This window comes from Mesorhizobium sp. B4-1-1 (assembly GCF_006439375.1).
In the GTDB taxonomy this organism is placed as follows: domain Bacteria; phylum Pseudomonadota; class Alphaproteobacteria; order Rhizobiales; family Rhizobiaceae; genus Mesorhizobium.
Map to the genome: position 1 here is coordinate 1 of NZ_VFTH01000025.1, position 14,985 is coordinate 14,985.

Annotated in this window: 15 protein-coding genes and 1 tRNA gene; 2 read left to right on the forward strand and 14 right to left on the reverse strand. The window is 65.7% G+C overall.

Going from position 1 to position 14,985, the window contains the following annotated elements; translation table 11 throughout:
- Nucleotides 1-623 precede the first annotated feature (623 nt).
- The 9 genes from FJW10_RS25940 to FJW10_RS25980 all read right to left on the reverse strand — a co-directional run bounded on the left by FJW10_RS25940 (nt 624) and on the right by FJW10_RS25980 (nt 9,568).
- Nucleotides 624-708 (reverse strand) — tRNA-Leu (locus FJW10_RS25940).
- A 139-nt stretch (nt 709-847) separates the two neighbouring features.
- Nucleotides 848-1,468 carry a 2,3-bisphosphoglycerate-dependent phosphoglycerate mutase gene (locus FJW10_RS25945; RefSeq protein WP_140834797.1) on the reverse strand — a complete coding sequence of 207 codons (621 nt, stop codon included), beginning with the start codon at nt 1,466-1,468 and terminating at the stop codon, nt 848-850.
- A 30-nt stretch (nt 1,469-1,498) separates the two neighbouring features.
- Nucleotides 1,499-2,320, reverse strand: coding sequence for a 4-hydroxy-tetrahydrodipicolinate reductase (dapB, locus tag FJW10_RS25950; protein WP_140902205.1), 822 nt, complete (start codon nt 2,318-2,320; stop codon nt 1,499-1,501).
- Nucleotides 2,317-4,239, reverse strand: coding sequence for an ABC transporter ATP-binding protein (locus FJW10_RS25955; RefSeq protein WP_246674374.1), 1,923 nt, complete (start codon nt 4,237-4,239; stop codon nt 2,317-2,319). The genes dapB and FJW10_RS25955 overlap by 4 nt, the downstream gene beginning before the upstream one ends.
- Before the next feature lie 80 nt (nt 4,240-4,319).
- Entirely contained in the window at nt 4,320-5,339 is a 1,020-nt protein-coding gene (locus FJW10_RS25960) for a glucokinase (protein ID WP_140902207.1), read from the reverse strand.
- A 312-nt stretch (nt 5,340-5,651) separates the two neighbouring features.
- Complete coding sequence (gene mepA / locus FJW10_RS25965; protein ID WP_140834793.1) at nt 5,652-6,731, reverse strand: penicillin-insensitive murein endopeptidase; 1,080 nt, start codon at nt 6,729-6,731, stop codon at nt 5,652-5,654.
- A gap of 93 nt (nt 6,732-6,824) precedes the next feature.
- Complete coding sequence (locus FJW10_RS25970; protein WP_140902208.1) at nt 6,825-7,730, reverse strand: SDR family oxidoreductase; 906 nt, start codon at nt 7,728-7,730, stop codon at nt 6,825-6,827.
- 13 nt (nt 7,731-7,743) lie between these two features.
- Nucleotides 7,744-8,895 carry a tRNA epoxyqueuosine(34) reductase QueG gene (queG, locus tag FJW10_RS25975; protein ID WP_140902209.1) on the reverse strand — a complete coding sequence of 384 codons (1,152 nt, stop codon included), beginning with the start codon at nt 8,893-8,895 and terminating at the stop codon, nt 7,744-7,746.
- Nucleotides 8,876-9,568: a glutathione S-transferase family protein gene (locus FJW10_RS25980; protein WP_140645947.1), complete on the reverse strand. Its 693-nt coding sequence runs from the start codon at nt 9,566-9,568 to the stop codon at nt 8,876-8,878. The genes queG and FJW10_RS25980 overlap by 20 nt, the downstream gene beginning before the upstream one ends.
- A gap of 213 nt (nt 9,569-9,781) precedes the next feature.
- On the opposite strand from FJW10_RS25980, the gene FJW10_RS25985 reads away from it, so the two are divergent.
- Complete coding sequence (locus FJW10_RS25985; RefSeq protein WP_140902210.1) at nt 9,782-10,588, forward strand: undecaprenyl-diphosphate phosphatase; 807 nt, start codon at nt 9,782-9,784, stop codon at nt 10,586-10,588.
- A 250-nt stretch (nt 10,589-10,838) separates the two neighbouring features.
- On the opposite strand, the gene FJW10_RS25990 is transcribed toward FJW10_RS25985, so the two are convergent.
- Nucleotides 10,839-11,216, reverse strand: a complete 378-nt coding sequence (locus FJW10_RS25990; RefSeq protein WP_140711214.1) for a YraN family protein — start codon at nt 11,214-11,216, stop codon at nt 10,839-10,841.
- 51 nt (nt 11,217-11,267) lie between these two features.
- On the reverse strand, nt 11,268-12,158 hold the full coding sequence (gene rsmI / locus FJW10_RS25995) for a 16S rRNA (cytidine(1402)-2'-O)-methyltransferase (protein ID WP_181177669.1): 891 nt from the start codon (nt 12,156-12,158) through the stop codon (nt 11,268-11,270).
- A 160-nt stretch (nt 12,159-12,318) separates the two neighbouring features.
- Here rsmI and FJW10_RS26000 point away from each other — a divergent pair, with 160 nt between their 5' ends.
- Nucleotides 12,319-12,507, forward strand: coding sequence for a hypothetical protein (locus FJW10_RS26000; RefSeq protein WP_140902211.1), 189 nt, complete (start codon nt 12,319-12,321; stop codon nt 12,505-12,507).
- 198 nt (nt 12,508-12,705) lie between these two features.
- Here the strand turns inward: FJW10_RS26000 and hemW are convergent, their stop codons facing one another.
- Genes hemW through FJW10_RS26015 form a run of 3 tightly spaced genes read right to left on the reverse strand, consistent with a single transcriptional unit; the run spans nt 12,706 to nt 14,947 of the window.
- The gene (gene hemW / locus FJW10_RS26005; protein ID WP_140902212.1) at nt 12,706-13,878 is read right to left on the reverse strand and encodes a radical SAM family heme chaperone HemW; all 1,173 of its coding nucleotides are present in this window, start codon (nt 13,876-13,878) and stop codon (nt 12,706-12,708) included.
- Entirely contained in the window at nt 13,875-14,537 is a 663-nt protein-coding gene (gene rdgB / locus FJW10_RS26010; protein WP_140902213.1) for an RdgB/HAM1 family non-canonical purine NTP pyrophosphatase, read from the reverse strand. The genes hemW and rdgB overlap by 4 nt, the downstream gene beginning before the upstream one ends.
- On the reverse strand, nt 14,537-14,947 hold the full coding sequence (locus FJW10_RS26015; RefSeq protein ID WP_140902214.1) for a VOC family protein: 411 nt from the start codon (nt 14,945-14,947) through the stop codon (nt 14,537-14,539). Before FJW10_RS26015 ends, rdgB begins: the two co-directional genes overlap by 1 nt.
- Nucleotides 14,948-14,985: the final 38 nt, after the last annotated feature.

The following is a 14,985-nucleotide window of genomic DNA, read 5'->3' on the forward strand; positions in this document are numbered from 1 at the left end:
GGCTTGACCCGAGAATCCATGCCGTGACGCGGGTCATATAGTACAACGGAGCGGAATTCTGTAACCGCTGCAACGCCCCGACGTCACGGCATGGATTCCAGGGTCTGCGCGCGTCGCTTCGCTCCTTGCTCCGCCCTGGAATGACGAAGTTTGGAAGCTTACGGCTAATCGCGAACGTTGAGACTTGCATCCCGTTGGCAGTCGGGATGAATGGCGACCCCTTCGCTCTTGGAACTCCGGGATGGCCTGCCATCCGAAGCTCGAAGAGCGAAGGATCGGCTTCATGGCTCTTCATGCGTATAGCGTCGGCAGGCCAGCTTAAAACCAAACCGGTCGCCGGGTTTGGAGCGGCTTGTTCGGAGACGGACCGGAAGGGGAGATTGGAGCAACGGTCACATGTCGTCATTCTCGGGCTTGACCCGAGAATCCATGCCGTGACGCGGGTCATATAGTACAACGGAGCGGAATTCTGTAACCGCTGCAACGCCTCGACGTCACGGCATGGATTCCAGGGTCTGCGCGCGTCGCTTCGCTCCTTGCTCCGCCCTGGAATGACGAAGATCGGAAGCTTACGGCTGATCGCGAACGTTGAGACTTGCACCCCGTTGGCAGTCGGGATGAGATGGTGCCCAGAAGAGGACTCGAACCTCCACTCCTTGCGGAACACGGACCTGAACCGTGCGCGTCTACCAATTCCGCCATCTGGGCTGGTGCGGGCTCATGTAAGCGGGCAAACGATATGTGTCAACGCGCTTTTTTCGTTGCATGTCGCCCAAAAGTGCCAGCGGTTTTGGGATATCGACATGCAACAAAACAAAAATAGGCCGCCTTGGCTGGCCTAATGGCCTCACCCCTCCAGCACGTCCTTCGACGCCACGGTGGAATCGGCGTTGAGCTTGTAGATGACCGGCACGCCGGTGCCGAGCTCGAGCTTGACGATCTCCTCGCCTGACTTGCCGTCCAGCGCCATGATCAGCGCGCGCAGCGAGTTGCCGTGCGCGGCGACCAGCACTGTCTCGCCGCGCAGCACATGCGGCTGCACTTCGTGCAGGTAATAGGGCCACACGCGCGCGCCGGTGTCCTTCAGGCTTTCGCCGCCGGGCGGCGCGATGTCGTAGGAACGGCGCCAGATATGCACCTGCTCCTCGCCCCATTTCTTGCGCGCGTCGTCCTTGTTGAGGCCGGAGAGGTCGCCATAGTCGCGCTCGTTGAGCGCCTGGTCGCGGATCGTCTCCAGGTCGCTCTGGCCGACGATGTCGAGGATGTGCTGGCAGGTCACCTGCGCCCGCTTCAAGGCAGACGTGTAGGCGATGTCGAATTTCAGGCCGCGCGCCTTGAGCTTCTCGCCGGCGGCAAGCGCCTCGGCTGTGCCCTGCTCGGTCAGCCCGACGTCGCGCCAGCCGGTGAACAGGTTCTTCAGGTTCCATTCGCTCTGGCCGTGGCGCACGAGCACGAGAGTTCCCGACATGTCAGCTCCTATAGAGTGTTTGGATAGGGATCAGCTCAGGCCGAGCACGTCCCGCATGGAATAAAGTCCGGGCTTTTTCCCGCGCGCCCAGAGCGCTGCCTTGACGGCGCCGCGGGCGAAGATCGCCCGGTCCTCGGCGTGGTGGGAAAGCGTGATGCGCTCGCCGGTGCCGGCAAGGATCACGCTGTGGTCGCCGACGACGGAGCCGCCGCGCAGCGTGGCAAAGCCGATCGAGCCCGTCTTGCGCACTCCGGTATGGCCGTCGCGCACCCGCACGCTGTTGTCGGCAAGATCGATGCCGCGCCCTTTCGCCGCCGCTTCGCCGAGCAGCAGCGCCGTGCCGGACGGCGCGTCGACCTTGTGCCGGTGGTGCATCTCCAGGATCTCGATGTCGAAATCGTCGGCGTCGAGCGCCTTCGCCGCCTGCTCGACCAGCACCGCCAGAAGATTGACGCCGAGGCTCATATTGCCGGATTTGACGATCGTGGCATGGCGCGCCGCGGCGGCGATTCGGGCATTGTCGTCGGCCGAGCAGCCGGTGGTGCCGATGACATGGACGATGCGCGCCTGCGCGGCATAGCCGGCGAATTCGATGGTTGCCGCGGGCGCGGTGAAGTCGAGCACGCCATCGGCCTTGGCGAAGGCCGGCAGCGGATCGTCGACGATCGGCACGTTGATGATGCCGACGCCGGCGAGCTCGCCGGCATCCTTGCCGAGATGCGCCGAGTCCGGCCGCTCGATCGCGGCGGCGACGCGCGCGCCGGGCATGGTGTGGATGGCGCGGATCAGCGTCTGGCCCATGCGGCCGGCGGCGCCCACCACAACCAAGCCCATATCGCCGGCTTCGCTCATGCGCTTCTCCTGACGGTCTTCTTGGCGCGGCTGCGCGGCGCCGGAGTTTGGCCCGAAGTCTGGCTTGCCTTGACGTCGTCGACAAGCCCCAGCCCCTTCTTGCCCTGGATTCGGTGGAAACGGGCATAGATGCTGTGCGGGTCGGCCATCAGCGCCGCATGCGTGCCTTCCTCGACCAGCCGCCCCTCTTCCAGCACAATGATGTGGTCGGCATTGACTACGGTCGAAAGCCGGTGCGCGATCACGATCGTCGTGCGCCCTTCCATGACATGGGTCAGCGCTTCCTGCACGCGCGCCTCAGCCTCGTTGTCGAGCGCCGAGGTCGCCTCGTCGAGCAAAAGGATCGGCGCCTGGCGAACGATCGCGCGCGCGATCGACACGCGCTGGCGCTGGCCGCCGGAAAGGGTCGACCCGCCTTCGCCGACCGGCGTGTCGTAGCCTTCCGGCTGCTGGCGGATGAACTCGTCGGCCGCCGCTTGTTTCGCCGCCTGCTCGATCTCGGCGTCGGTGGCCGAGAGCCGGCCGTAGCGGATGTTGTCGCGGATCGTGCCTTCGAAGAGATAAGGCGCCTGCGCCACATAGGCGATCGATTGGCGCAGCGAATGCTTGGTCACCTTGGCAATATCCTGGCCGTCGACCTCGATCGAGCCCTCGTCGACGTCGTAGAAGCGCTGCAGCAGCGCCACCATCGTCGACTTGCCGGCGCCCGATGCGCCGACGACGGCCGTCACCTTGCCGGCCGCGGCGGTAAAGCTCAAATCCCTGAGCACCGGCATGTCGGCGTTGTAGCCGAATGTCACATGGTTGAAGCGCACCTCGCCGGTGGTGACCTTCGCCTCGACCGCGTCGGGGGCGTCACCCTGCTTCGGCTCGAGGTCGAGCAGTTCGTAGATCATGCGCGCGTTGACCAAGGCACGTTCCATGCCGACCTGTGTCCGGGCCAGGCGTCTTGCCGGGTCATAGGCCAGGATCAGCGCGGTGATGAAGGAAAACACGGCGCCCGGCGGCTGTCCGAGCACCAGCGCCCGATAGCCGGAATAGGCAAGCACGGCGGTAATGGCGAGGCCGCCCAGGATTTCGGAAATCGGCGACAGCCGCTCCGCGACGCGGGCGATCTTGTTGTTACGCTGCTCGGCCGTGTCGGCCATGATGCCGATGCGGCGCGCCAGCTCGTCCTCCAGGGTGAAGGCCTTGACGATGGCGATGCCTTGGGTGGCCTCCTGCACCGATCCGTTCAGCCGCGAGTTGATCAGCACGGATTCCCGGTTGATCTTGCGCAGGCGGCGGGTGATGTAGACGACGGCCCAGATCAACGGCGGCCCGATCAGCAGCGAGCTGAGCGACAGCACCGGATCCTGGTAGATCATCACGCCGAGGAGGGCGACGAGCGAGACCGCGTCGCGGCTGATGGAAGTTAGCGTCAGCGACAGCAGGTCTCGGATGCCGCCGACATTCTCGTTGACCTGTGCCGCCAGCCGGCCGGAACGGGTCTCGTTGAAGAAGTTGACGCCGAGCTTCATCAGATGGTCGAAGCTGCGCTTCTGGTAGCGGGCGACCAGATTGTTGCCGATCGTCGCCAGCGCCACTGCCTGGCCGTAGCCGGCGAAGCCGCGCAGCAGGGAGGCGCCCATGAAACCGGCGCAGATCCAGACGATCATGTCGCTGCGCCGTTCGTAGAAGATCTGGTTGATCATCGGGGCCATGATCCACGCCGTGAAGGCGGTGGTGCCGGAAACGATCAGCAGGCAGGCGACGGCGACGACATAGGTCCAGCGATATTCCTTGCCGTTTTCGGCCAGGATGCGGCGCAGCACCGCGCTGACCTCGGTGGGCTGGACTTTCAGTTTGAGGGAAGTTTGAACAGTCAAATCAGGGCGCTTCGTGGTTTTCCGCGTGTCGGATGGGCCGCATTTCGGCATCCTCTTAGCGCCCCGGCTACGGCTTGCCTATGGCGAAACTTCGTCGCGGCGGCCGATCGCCAACCCGAACGCTGGCGCGATCAAGCCCGCCAGTGCCGGCCCGCCGTCTGCACTCCGAACAGCGAAGGCGTCCTGGCATAGGCGGCGAGCCCGAGCAACGCCGCCAGCGGATGGGTGATGACATAGACCGGCATTTCGCGCATCAGCGCGCCGTGCGGCGCCTTGTCCTCGAACGCGGCGCGGAAATTGCCGGCTTTCAGCGCCGGCACGATCTTCTGCGCGATGCCGCCGGTCAGGAACACGCCGCCGCGGCCCATGAACACAAGCGCGAGATCCCCCGCTGTGCGGCCGAGACAGGTGACGAACAGCGCCAGCGCCTCCTCTGCCACCGGATCGGATTTGGCGAGCGCGGCCGCCGTGACCTCGGCCGGCGTCGTGAAAGGCGTCGGCTTGCCGTCCGTCCTGGCGACGGCGCGATAAACGTTGACCAGCCCGCGTCCGCACAGGATCTGCTCGCCGGAGATGCGGCCTTCGAGCTTGTCGATATGCGGGAACACCTCGAAGTCGCGCGGCGTGCGCGGGCCGATATCCATATGCCCGCCCTCGCCCGGCACCGGGATCCAGTGGTTGAGCGCATGGATCAGCCCGGCGACGCCAAGGCCGGTGCCGGGGCCAAGTACGACCCGGCTCGCATTGGGTTCCGGCGTGCCGCCGCCGATCTTTTCCATATGCTCTTCGCCGAGCGCCACCACGGCCAGTGCCTGCGCCTCGAAATCGTTGAGCACGACGACTTCGCTCAGGCCCAGATTGGCGAACATCTGCCGGGGCTTCACCACCCAGGGGCAGTTGGTGAGCGGGATCTCGTCGCCGTCGACCGGCCCGGCGATCGCCAGCACCGCCGAGTTCGGCTGGATGGACGAGCGGTCGAGCACCGCCGCCTGGATCGCCTGGTCGATGGTCTTGAAATTGGCCGTCTGGACGATCTGCGGCTCGGTGGCTTCCGAATTGGCATCGAGCACGATCGAGAAGCGCGCATTGGTGCCGCCAATATCGCCGATCAGGACCGGAAACCGCAGCCCTGTCTCGTTCTCGCCTGCCATTTTTTCGCGCGTCCCGTTCCTAGCCATCTGGCACTTGTCTGTTCGTTGAACTAGCGCATGGGCCCGCAAAGTGAAAGCGGCTTCGCGTCCGGCTTCCCCTCCCTTTCAGCGTCGGCGCTGCCCCTCACCTGCCTGCCCTCCGTAGCTGCAGCGGAGGATGGCAGGGCGATTGGGGGGTACTTACCTTGCCAGTGAGGCGCCTGGCTTCGACGTTGGAGCGGTTCGGCGTCTATGGAATCGCTGAACCACTCCAACTCTTTGTTTTTTCGCAATTCCGGGTGGAAAACCGCCGTGCATTTTTCCTGGAGTGCACTAGTTCCCCGGCCGTGGACGCGGCAGCGGGATGCCGATCTTGGGCGTCGGCGCGAAGGCGCTTGCCGCCGACGGAACCGAGGCGTTGCCGCTGGAGATCGTCTCCGCCGGCTCGGTCGGCTGCGGTTCGGCCACGGCGACCGCGGCGCCGCCGCCATGATAGGTCACTGCCTCCAGCGAAGGCGCGTCCGGCGCATTGACTACGTCCTGGCATTGCTTCGGCAGATTGGCCATCGTCATCATGTCGCGCGCCTTGGGCGCGTCCGGATTTTTGTTCGGCCGCCACGGCTCCTCGGTGAACCACCAGGCCAGCGGCTTGCCGCAGCCATCGTCCCCCGGCGTCGTCTCCTGCGCCTTGCAGAAAGGCGAGCCCGGCTGGCAGCCGATGCGCATGTGGAAATGATAGTCATGGCCCCAGAATGGCCGGACCTTGCGCAGCCAGGAGCGGTCGCCGGTGACGGTGTCGCAGAGCTTCTTCTTGATGCCGGCATTGACCAGGATGCGCTCGACCTCCGGATAGCTCGCCGCGCGCTTCAAAAGCCGCGTATGCGCCGGCGTCCACAGCGCGTCCTTCACCAGATGCGTCTTCTCGTCGACCATCAGCGTCGCGCTCATCGATTCGCGCTGCGCCATGGTCAGCGGCCGCCTTGGCATCGGCGTCAGCCATATGTCGGCGTCGAGACCGATCTGGTGCGAGGCATGACCGGTCATCATCGGTCCGCCGCGCGGTTGCGAGACGTCGCCGACCAGAAGCCCCGGCCAGCCATCGGCTACCGCGTCGCGCGAAAGCTTTTCGATCAGCGAAATCATCGCCGGATGGCCCCAGCGGCGGTTGCGCGAAGGGCGCATCACTTCCCAGGTCGGCCCGTCCATCGGCAGCGCCACGCCGCCGGTGAAGCAGCCCTTGGAATAGAAGCCGAAGGATTGCGCAGGCGCCACGGCCGGCAGTTTCCGGGCGCCGAACAGCTCCTTCGCGCGGGGTTCGGCCGAAATGGCGACAGCCGCCAGCGCGGCCAGCGTCACCAGCGCCAGCGCCGCGGTCAGGAACGGCTTGCGGTCAGGCAGCGATCGCAAATTCATCAGGCTGGGTCCCTCTCCAGTCTATCCATTTGCCGCGCGGTCAGGCGAACCCGATCAAGAACGAATCGTACCACGTCGCGCGTCCCGCATCGATCATGCGGCTCTGATCGGGCTGCGCGGCGCTCCGTCCCGCCAGTTGCCCTCGGCCCACATCCGCTCCAGCGCCACCCGATAGTTCGGAAACCGGAAGCGATAGCCGGCCGCCTTGATCGCCTGATTCGCGACGCGCTTGTTCTCGCCATAGAAAGACCGCGCCATGGGCGAAAGTTGGGCGGTCTCGAAGGGAATTTCCGGCGGCGGCGTGACGCCCATCAGCCTGGCGGCATAGGCGACGACATCCTGCGGCGGCGCCGGCTCGTCATCAGTGACGTTGAAGATGCCGCCGAGATTGTTTTCAGCCAGAAGCCAAAGCGCGCCGGCGATATCGTCGCAATGGATACGGTTGAACACCTGGTCCGGCTTGACCAGCCGCCGCGCCGTGCCGTCCTCGAGATTGGCCAGCGCGTTGCGGCCCGGTCCGTAGATGCCGGAAAGCCGAAGGATCGCCACCGGTTTGCCGATCTCCCGGCCAAGCGTCAGCCATTCCTGTTCGGCCGCCACCCGCATCACCGAGCGCCTCGACACCGGGCGGCAAGCGCTGGTCTCGTCCACCCAGGCGCCGCCATGGTCGCCATAGACGCCGACGGTCGAGAGATAGCCGATCCATTCGAGCGCCGGCATCTTTGTCCGGATCGTCTCGCCGGCGGCGTTGAGCACCGGATCGCCGGCGTCGTCGGGGCCGACCGAGACGATGAGATGCGTGGTCTGTGCAAGCGCATCGCTGAACTCGGGCGACAGCGCGCCGTCGAAGCGCAGCGGCTCGATGCCGGCCGACCGCAGCGCCTCGAACTTTTCCGGCGCCCGGGTCGTACCAAAGACCGGCGCGCGGTGCGCGTTGGCCAGCGCGAAAGCCTTGGCCGAATAGCCGGCGCCGAAGATGAAGAAGCGTCTTTCGCCCATCGATGAACCCCCTTCAATCGGCCTTCGCCGGATTCGCTGGCGCCGCCAGCCATTCCTCGCGGACCGTCGCCTCCGTTTCGGTCTTCGATGCCGTGGCGGCGAGGTCGCCAAATTCGCGATCCGACAGCAATCGCGACAGGGCCCAGATTGCCGCACCCCGCACCAGCGGCGAGGCATCGTCGAGCAGGCGGCGCACAATGGGCGTTAGCGATGCATCGCCCGAATTGCCGGCGGCGATCAGCACGTTGCGGATGAAACGGTCGCGGCCGATGCGCTTGACCGGCGAGCCCGAGAAGAATGACCGGAAGCCCGCGTCGTCGAGAAGCAACAGTTCCGACAGCTTCGGCTCGCGCAGATCGGCGCGCGCCGCAAGCTTCGCCTCCGAAGCCATGCTGGCGAATTTGTTCCACGGACAGGCGGCCAGGCAGTCGTCGCAGCCATAGATGCGGTTGCCGATCTTGTCGCGGAACTCGCGCGGGATCGGCCCCTTGTTCTCGATGGTCAGGTAGGAGATGCAGCGCCGCGCGTCGAGACGATAAGGCGCCGGGAACGCGTCGGTCGGGCAGGCGTCGAGGCAGGCGCGGCAGGAGCCGCAATGGTCTATCTCGGCCTGGTCCGGTTCAAGCTCTGCGGTGGTGAAGATGGTGCCGAGGAACAGCCACGAGCCATGCGCGCGGCTGACCAGATTGGTGTGCTTGCCCTGCCAGCCGAGCCCGGCGGCTTCCGCCAGCGGTTTTTCCATGACAGGCGCGGTATCGACGAACACTTTTACGTCGCCGCCAGCGCGCGCGACGATCTTGCCGGCGATCTCCTTCAGCCGGCCCTTCATCACATCGTGGTAGTCCCGGTTTTGCGCATAGACCGAGATCGCGCCGCGGTCGGACTTCGCGAGGATATCGCGCGGATCGCGGTCCGGGCCGTAATTCATCGCCAGCACGATGATCGAACGCACCTCCGGCCACAGCGTCGAGGGCTCGGCCCGCCGCTGAACCGTCTCGGCGATCCACTCCATCGAGCCGTGGAAACCGTCGGATACGAATTCGGCGAGTCTCGCCGGCGCCAGTGGGATCGCGTCCGGCCGGGTCACGGCGACTGCCTCGAAGCCGGCGCGGCGCGCCTCGGCGTCGATCAGCGCGCGCAGGTTCTCAGAAATCGAGGTCCGCATAATGCGACACCGGCGACAGGCCGCGCACCCGGTCGGAAAGCAGCGGCCGGAACGACGGCCGCGATTTCACCCGCGTGTACCATTCGCGCGCGGCGGCATGCTCGCGCCAGTCGATCTCACCGAGATAATCGAGCACCGAAAGCGTCGCCGCCGCCGCGAGGTCGGCATAGGTCACCTTGTTGCCGGCCAGCCAATGGCGCGTGCCGGCCAGCCAGTTGGTGTATTTCATGTGCTGGCGGATGTTGGCGCGCGCGGCGCGGATCGCCGCCGAGTCCGGCGAGCCGCCGCCGGCGGTCTCCGGCATGACCGGCTTCAGCACCCGCTCGCGCACCAGATGCCGCGTCACTTCGCTTTCGGCTTTGCTCAGATACCAGTCGGTCAGCCGGCGGATCTCGGCGCGCTGCATCGGGTCCTCGGCGAACAGCCGCTTGTCGCGCTTCAAGACGCCGCGCGTCTCGTCGAGATATTCGGCGATCACCATGGCGCCGACGATCGGCACGTCGCCTTCGGCAAGCAGGATCGGCAGCGTGCCGGCCGGGTTCAGCGCCAAAAACTCCTTGCGCCGCGTCCACGGCTTTTCCTCGATCAGCGCCAGTTCCTCGCCATACTCGCCGAAGGCGAGGCGCGCGAAGCGGCAGGTGGCGAACATGGGATGATGGAAAAGCGTCAGCATGGTTCCGCGATGAAAAGGCGCACTGGCAATTGGCCGGCCGCGCCGGTAAGTCTTGGCCGCCCGATTCCTGGGGCTGTCATGGGTGTTGCGACCTATAGGGACACTTCCGCCCCATGACAAGCAAGCCCTTCCCTTGGAGCATGATGTCGTCCGAAAACCGCTTCACACTTTTAGGCGTCGTGCTCTAGCCGTCATCCGAGATCAGAGGTTGCCATGGAAAGCCAGACCATCGTCGAAGCGCTGCTGCTCGGGCTTTTGGAGGGCCTGACCGAGTTCATTCCGGTTTCGTCGACCGGCCACATCCTGCTTGCCGGCCATTTCCTCGGCTTCCATTCCACCGGCAAGGCCTTCGAGATCCTGATCCAGCTCGGCGCGATCCTGGCGATCCTCAGCGTCTATTTCAGCAAGCTCTGGCAGATGCTGATCAAGCTGCCCACCGATCCGCAGACCAGGCATTTCGTCATCGGCATCCTGATCGCTTTCCTGCCGGCCGCGGTCATCGGCGCGCTGGCGCATGATTTCATCAAGACCATATTGTTCGAATCGCCCAGGCTGATCTGCATCATGCTGATCATCGGCGGCGTCGTGCTGCTCGTCGTCGACCGCATCAACTTCAAGCCGGTCCATCACGACGTCGAGCGCTTCCCGACCAGCCTTTATCTGAAGATCGGCCTGTTCCAGTGCCTGTCGCTGATCCCCGGCACTTCGCGCTCCGGCTCGACGATTGTCGGCGCGCTGCTGATGGGCGTCGACAAGCGCGCGGCGGCCGAATTCTCCTTCTTCCTCGCCATGCCTACCATGGTCGGCGCCTTCGCCTTCGACCTTTTCAAGAACCGCAACGTGCTGACCTCGGCCGACCTGCCGATCATCGCCGTCGGCTTCGTCGCCGCCTTCGTCACCGCTTTGTTCGTGGTGCGCTTCCTGCTCGATTATGTCTCGCGCAACGGCTATTCGCTGTTCGGCTGGTGGCGGCTTGTGGTGGGCGGGCTCGGCCTGGTTGCCCTGATGGCCTGGGGGTGATTACACTAAGGCGGCGCACCAAACGCCTTCGTCATCCACGGGCGGAGCAAGGAGCGAAGCGACGCGCGCAGGCCCGAGGACCGTGACGCGGACCGTAGAACGCTGCGGTCGCGAATAGCTTTCGTTAGACGCGACGCTCTTTGATCCAGATTCTGCACGGTGGCAGCGCGTCTAGGTCACGGCATGGATCCTAGGGTTTCCGCGACGTCGCTTCGCGACTGCTCCACCCTAGGATGACGAACGAAGGGGATCAACTCCGCCCATAGAACGCGTTCTGGACATGCACCGGCCAGCGCCAGGGCAGCACCGCCACCATGTCGAAACGCATCGAAAGTTTTCCGTAATCCGGTTGGCGCGACAGCCAAAGATCGGCAGCGCCCTCGATCCGCCGCTCCGATTCATGGCCGATCGCTTCCATCGCCTCGATCAGCGTGCGGCGCGCCTTGACCTCGACGAACAGCACAAGGTCGCCGCGCCTGGCGATCAGGTCGATCTCGCCGAGCCTGGTGCGGTGGCGGCGGGCAAGGATGCGGTAGCCTTTCAGCATCAGCGCCAGCGCCGCCAGCCATTCGCCGCGATGGCCGCGCCGATAGGCTTTTCGGCGATGACCGGCCGTGCGCTCAGGCATCTCTTTGTTTGACCATGATCTTTTCCAAAAACCGGGTTCCACTTTTTGGGATCATGGTCTGTCCCTCAGTTCCAGCAGCCGCCGGTAGAGCGCCTGCTTCTGCCCGCCGGTCATTTTCGCCGCTTCGGCCGCGGCCTTCGAGGCCGGCATTTCGGCGGCAAGCGAGAGCAGGAGCCGGTCGATGTCGGCCGGCTGGTCCACCGCCGCCTCCGGCGGGCCGACGCAGACGACGATCTCGCCCTTCGGCGTGTCGGCCGCGGCATAATGGTCGGCCAGCTCGGCCAGCGTGCCGGTGCGCATCTCCTCGAACGTCTTGGTCAGCTCGCGGCCGATGGCGGCTTTGCGTTCGCCGCCGAGCGCCTCGACCATGGCGCCAAGCGTCTCCGCCAGCCGCCGCGGCGATTCGAAGAAGATCAGCGTCGCCGGCACCGCCTTGAACGTTTCGAGCTTGGTCAGCCGTTGCCCGGTCTTCACCGGCAGGAAGCCGGCGAACAGGAAGGCATCGGATGGCAGGCCGGAAGCGGTCAGCGCGGCGAGTGCGGCCGAAGGTCCCGGGATCGGCACGACGCGTATGCCATGCTCCAGCGCCTCGCCGACCAGCCGGTAGCCCGGATCGGAGACCAGCGGCGTGCCGGCGTCGGAGATCAGCGCCACGCTCTGCCCGGCCGCCAGCGCCTCGATCAGCTTCGGCCCCGCCTCGCTCGCATTGTGCTCGTGATAGGCGGTGGTGCGGCGGCGGATGCCGTAACGTTCGAGCAGCACGCGCGAGACGCGCGTGTCCTCGCAGGCGACGATGTCGGCGGCGGCCAGCGTCTCCAGCGCGCGCAGCGTGATGTCGGCCAGATTGCCGATCGGCGTCGCCACCAGATAAAGCGCAGGCAGGAGCGGCCGCGCCGCGATCTCGCTTTGCCCGATCAGATAGCTGCGTTTGTCGCCGGTCACCGAATGCCCCTCCTGACCCGCCCTGTTTGGCATGGCTGGCGCCCCGTTGCAAAACGTGAGGTCGGCGTGAGGAAATCGCCATGCCTTTGCCACAGTGCGGAACGAAACCGGCAACGGCGAATTTAACCCCTGATTCCCCGGGAGGAGGCAGGACCGAACGATGCCCAATCGCTTCGACATCTTCATCAGCCGACTTGAAAGCAAAGCCGCCCGCGAGGGCATGCCTCCACATCCGATCGCCACCCAGTCCGGCGCCCGCCGCGACAAGGCCGACCAGAAGCCTGTCCGCCACGACGAGGCGCATGGCGAGAAGCACCGCGGCAAGCATCGCCAGAAGCACGACGCTTAAGGCAGTTCGCGACCTTCGCGATCTCGCGCCTCGTCATTCCAGGGCGAAGCAAGGAGCGAAGCGACGCGCGCAGACCCTGGAATCCATGCCGTTACTTCGACGCGCCGCCAGCGGTGCGGAATTCTGTTCCGCAGCGTCCTTCGGGTTGGTCACGGAATGGATTCTCGGGTCAAGCCCGAGAATGGCGAACGCGCTGCTCTACCGCGCCAGATCCGCCACCACCGCATCCAGCACGATCATGCCGGCGGTCGTGGCACGCAGCCGGGCGTTGCCGACCGGCGCCACCAGCCCCTCCTCCTGCAGCACCGAGAGCCGCGCGCTCGAAAGACCGCGCCCGGCGAGCGCCTCGTAGCGCTGCAGGTCGATGCCTTCGGCCAGTCGCAGGCCCATCAGCAGGAACTCGTCCGCCTCTTCGGAACGCGTCAAAATCTCGCCGCCGGTGACGCCGTGCCCTCTGGCCTCGACCAGATTGGCCCAGGTCTCCGGCATTCTTTCCGCTATCGTCACCGTGCGGCGGCCATTCTCGACGAAGCGGCCATGCGCGCCGGGGCCGACGCCGACATATTCGCCGTAGCGCCAATAGGTCAGATTGTGCCGACTTTCGGCGCCCGGCCGGGCGTGGTTGGAAATCTCATAGGCCGGCAGGCCACGCGCCGCCGTCACCTCCTGCGTCAGCGCATAGAGGTCGGCGGCGTGGTCGTTGTCGGGCAGCGTGAATTTCCGCGCAGCGTAGAGCGCGTGGAAGGGCGTGCCCTCCTCGATGGTCAGCTGGTACAGCGACAGGTGGTCGACGGCGTAGCCGATCGCCTGCTCCAGCTCCGCTCGCCACGCCTCGGGCGTCTGGCCGGGCCGCGCATAGATCAGGTCGAAGGACAGACGCGGAAAAATCTCACGCGCCAGGCCGATGGCATGCAGCGCCTCCTCGACATTGTGCAGCCGGCCAAGGAAGCGCAGATCCTTGTCGTTGAGCGCCTGCACGCCGAGCGACACGCGGTTGACGCCGGCGGCGCGGTAGCCGCGGAAGCGCTCGGCCTCGACCGAGGACGGGTTGGCTTCCAGGGTCACCTCGATGCCGGCTGGCATCGTCCAGTTCCTGGCCACCGCCTCCAGCACCGCCGCGACGGTTTCCGGCTTCATCAGCGACGGCGTGCCGCCGCCGAGAAAAATGCTGGTCACCTCGCGCGGGCCGGTGCGGTCGCGCATGGTCGCAAGCTCCGTCTCGAAGGCGCGGGCAAAGCGCTCCTGGTCGACCGGCTGGTGGCGGACATGGCTGTTGAAGTCGCAATAAGGGCACTTGGCCGCGCAGAACGGCCAGTGGATGTAGACGCCGAAGCCGGGGCTCCGGTCGAGCGGTATGGTGACCGCGCTCATGCCGATCCTGGTCGCGCCAGATCAAGGCGTGCTTGCGCGAATTTCTGGAAGGCGCGGGCGCGGTGCGAAAGCGCCGTGGCCTGGCCGGGCTTCCAGCCATGCTTTTCTTGCGCGCTCATCTCGCCGAAAGTCTTGTCGAAACCGTTGGGCAGGAACACCGGATCGTAGCCGAAGCCGAGCGTGCCGCGCGGCGGCCAAACAAGCGTGCCTTCCGCCTCGCCGCGATAATATTCGGCTTCGCCGTCCGGAAATGCCAGGCAGATGACGGCGACGAAGCGGCCGGTGCGCTGGACGGGCTCGGTCGCGCGGGCTTGCTGCAGCGCCGTTTCCGTCTTTCGCATGGCCATGCCGAAATCCCTGCTGCCATCGGGCTTCTCGGCCCAGTTGGCGGTGTAGACCCCCGGCGCGCCGTCGAGCGCGTCGACGCAGAGGCCTGAATCGTCCGACAGCGCCGGCAGGCCGGTGGCCTTGGCGGCTGCGTATGCCTTGATATAGGCATTCTCCTCGAAGGTGGTGCCGGTCTCGTCGGGTTCGGGCAGGCCGTATTCCTTGGCCGATTTCGCCTCGAAGCCGAACGGCGCCATCAGGTCGGCGAATTCGCGCAGCTTGCCTTCATTGTGGCTGGCGACGACGATCTTCTTTCCATTGAGGGAATGCATCAAAGACCCCAGATCCTTGGCTCGGCGAACTCGATCGAATTGCCCGACGGGTCGCGGATATAGATCGAATGCCCGCCCTGCGGCCACTCGAAATCGCTTTCGATGGCGATGTTCCTGGCCGCGAGATGCTTGCGCCATGCGGCGATCTGATCGGCGGTCGCGGCGAAGCAGAGGTGCCCTTCGCCGGCCGTGCCGTGCGGCGGCACCTTCAGCCTGGCGTCGGGCGCCGGCGGGATCTTCGTCGCCTCCGCGTTGAAGAGAAGCAATACGCCGTTGCCGCAGCGGAAAAAGACGTGGCGCCCTTCGACCTTGCCCAAGGCTTCGAGGCCGATGATGTCGCGGTAGAAGGCTTCGGCGGCGTGCAAGTCTGTGACGTAAAGCGCTGATTCCAAGATCGCCGAGGGTATCACGAGGCCCCCCTCTCTGCCCTGGCGGCCATCTCCCCCTC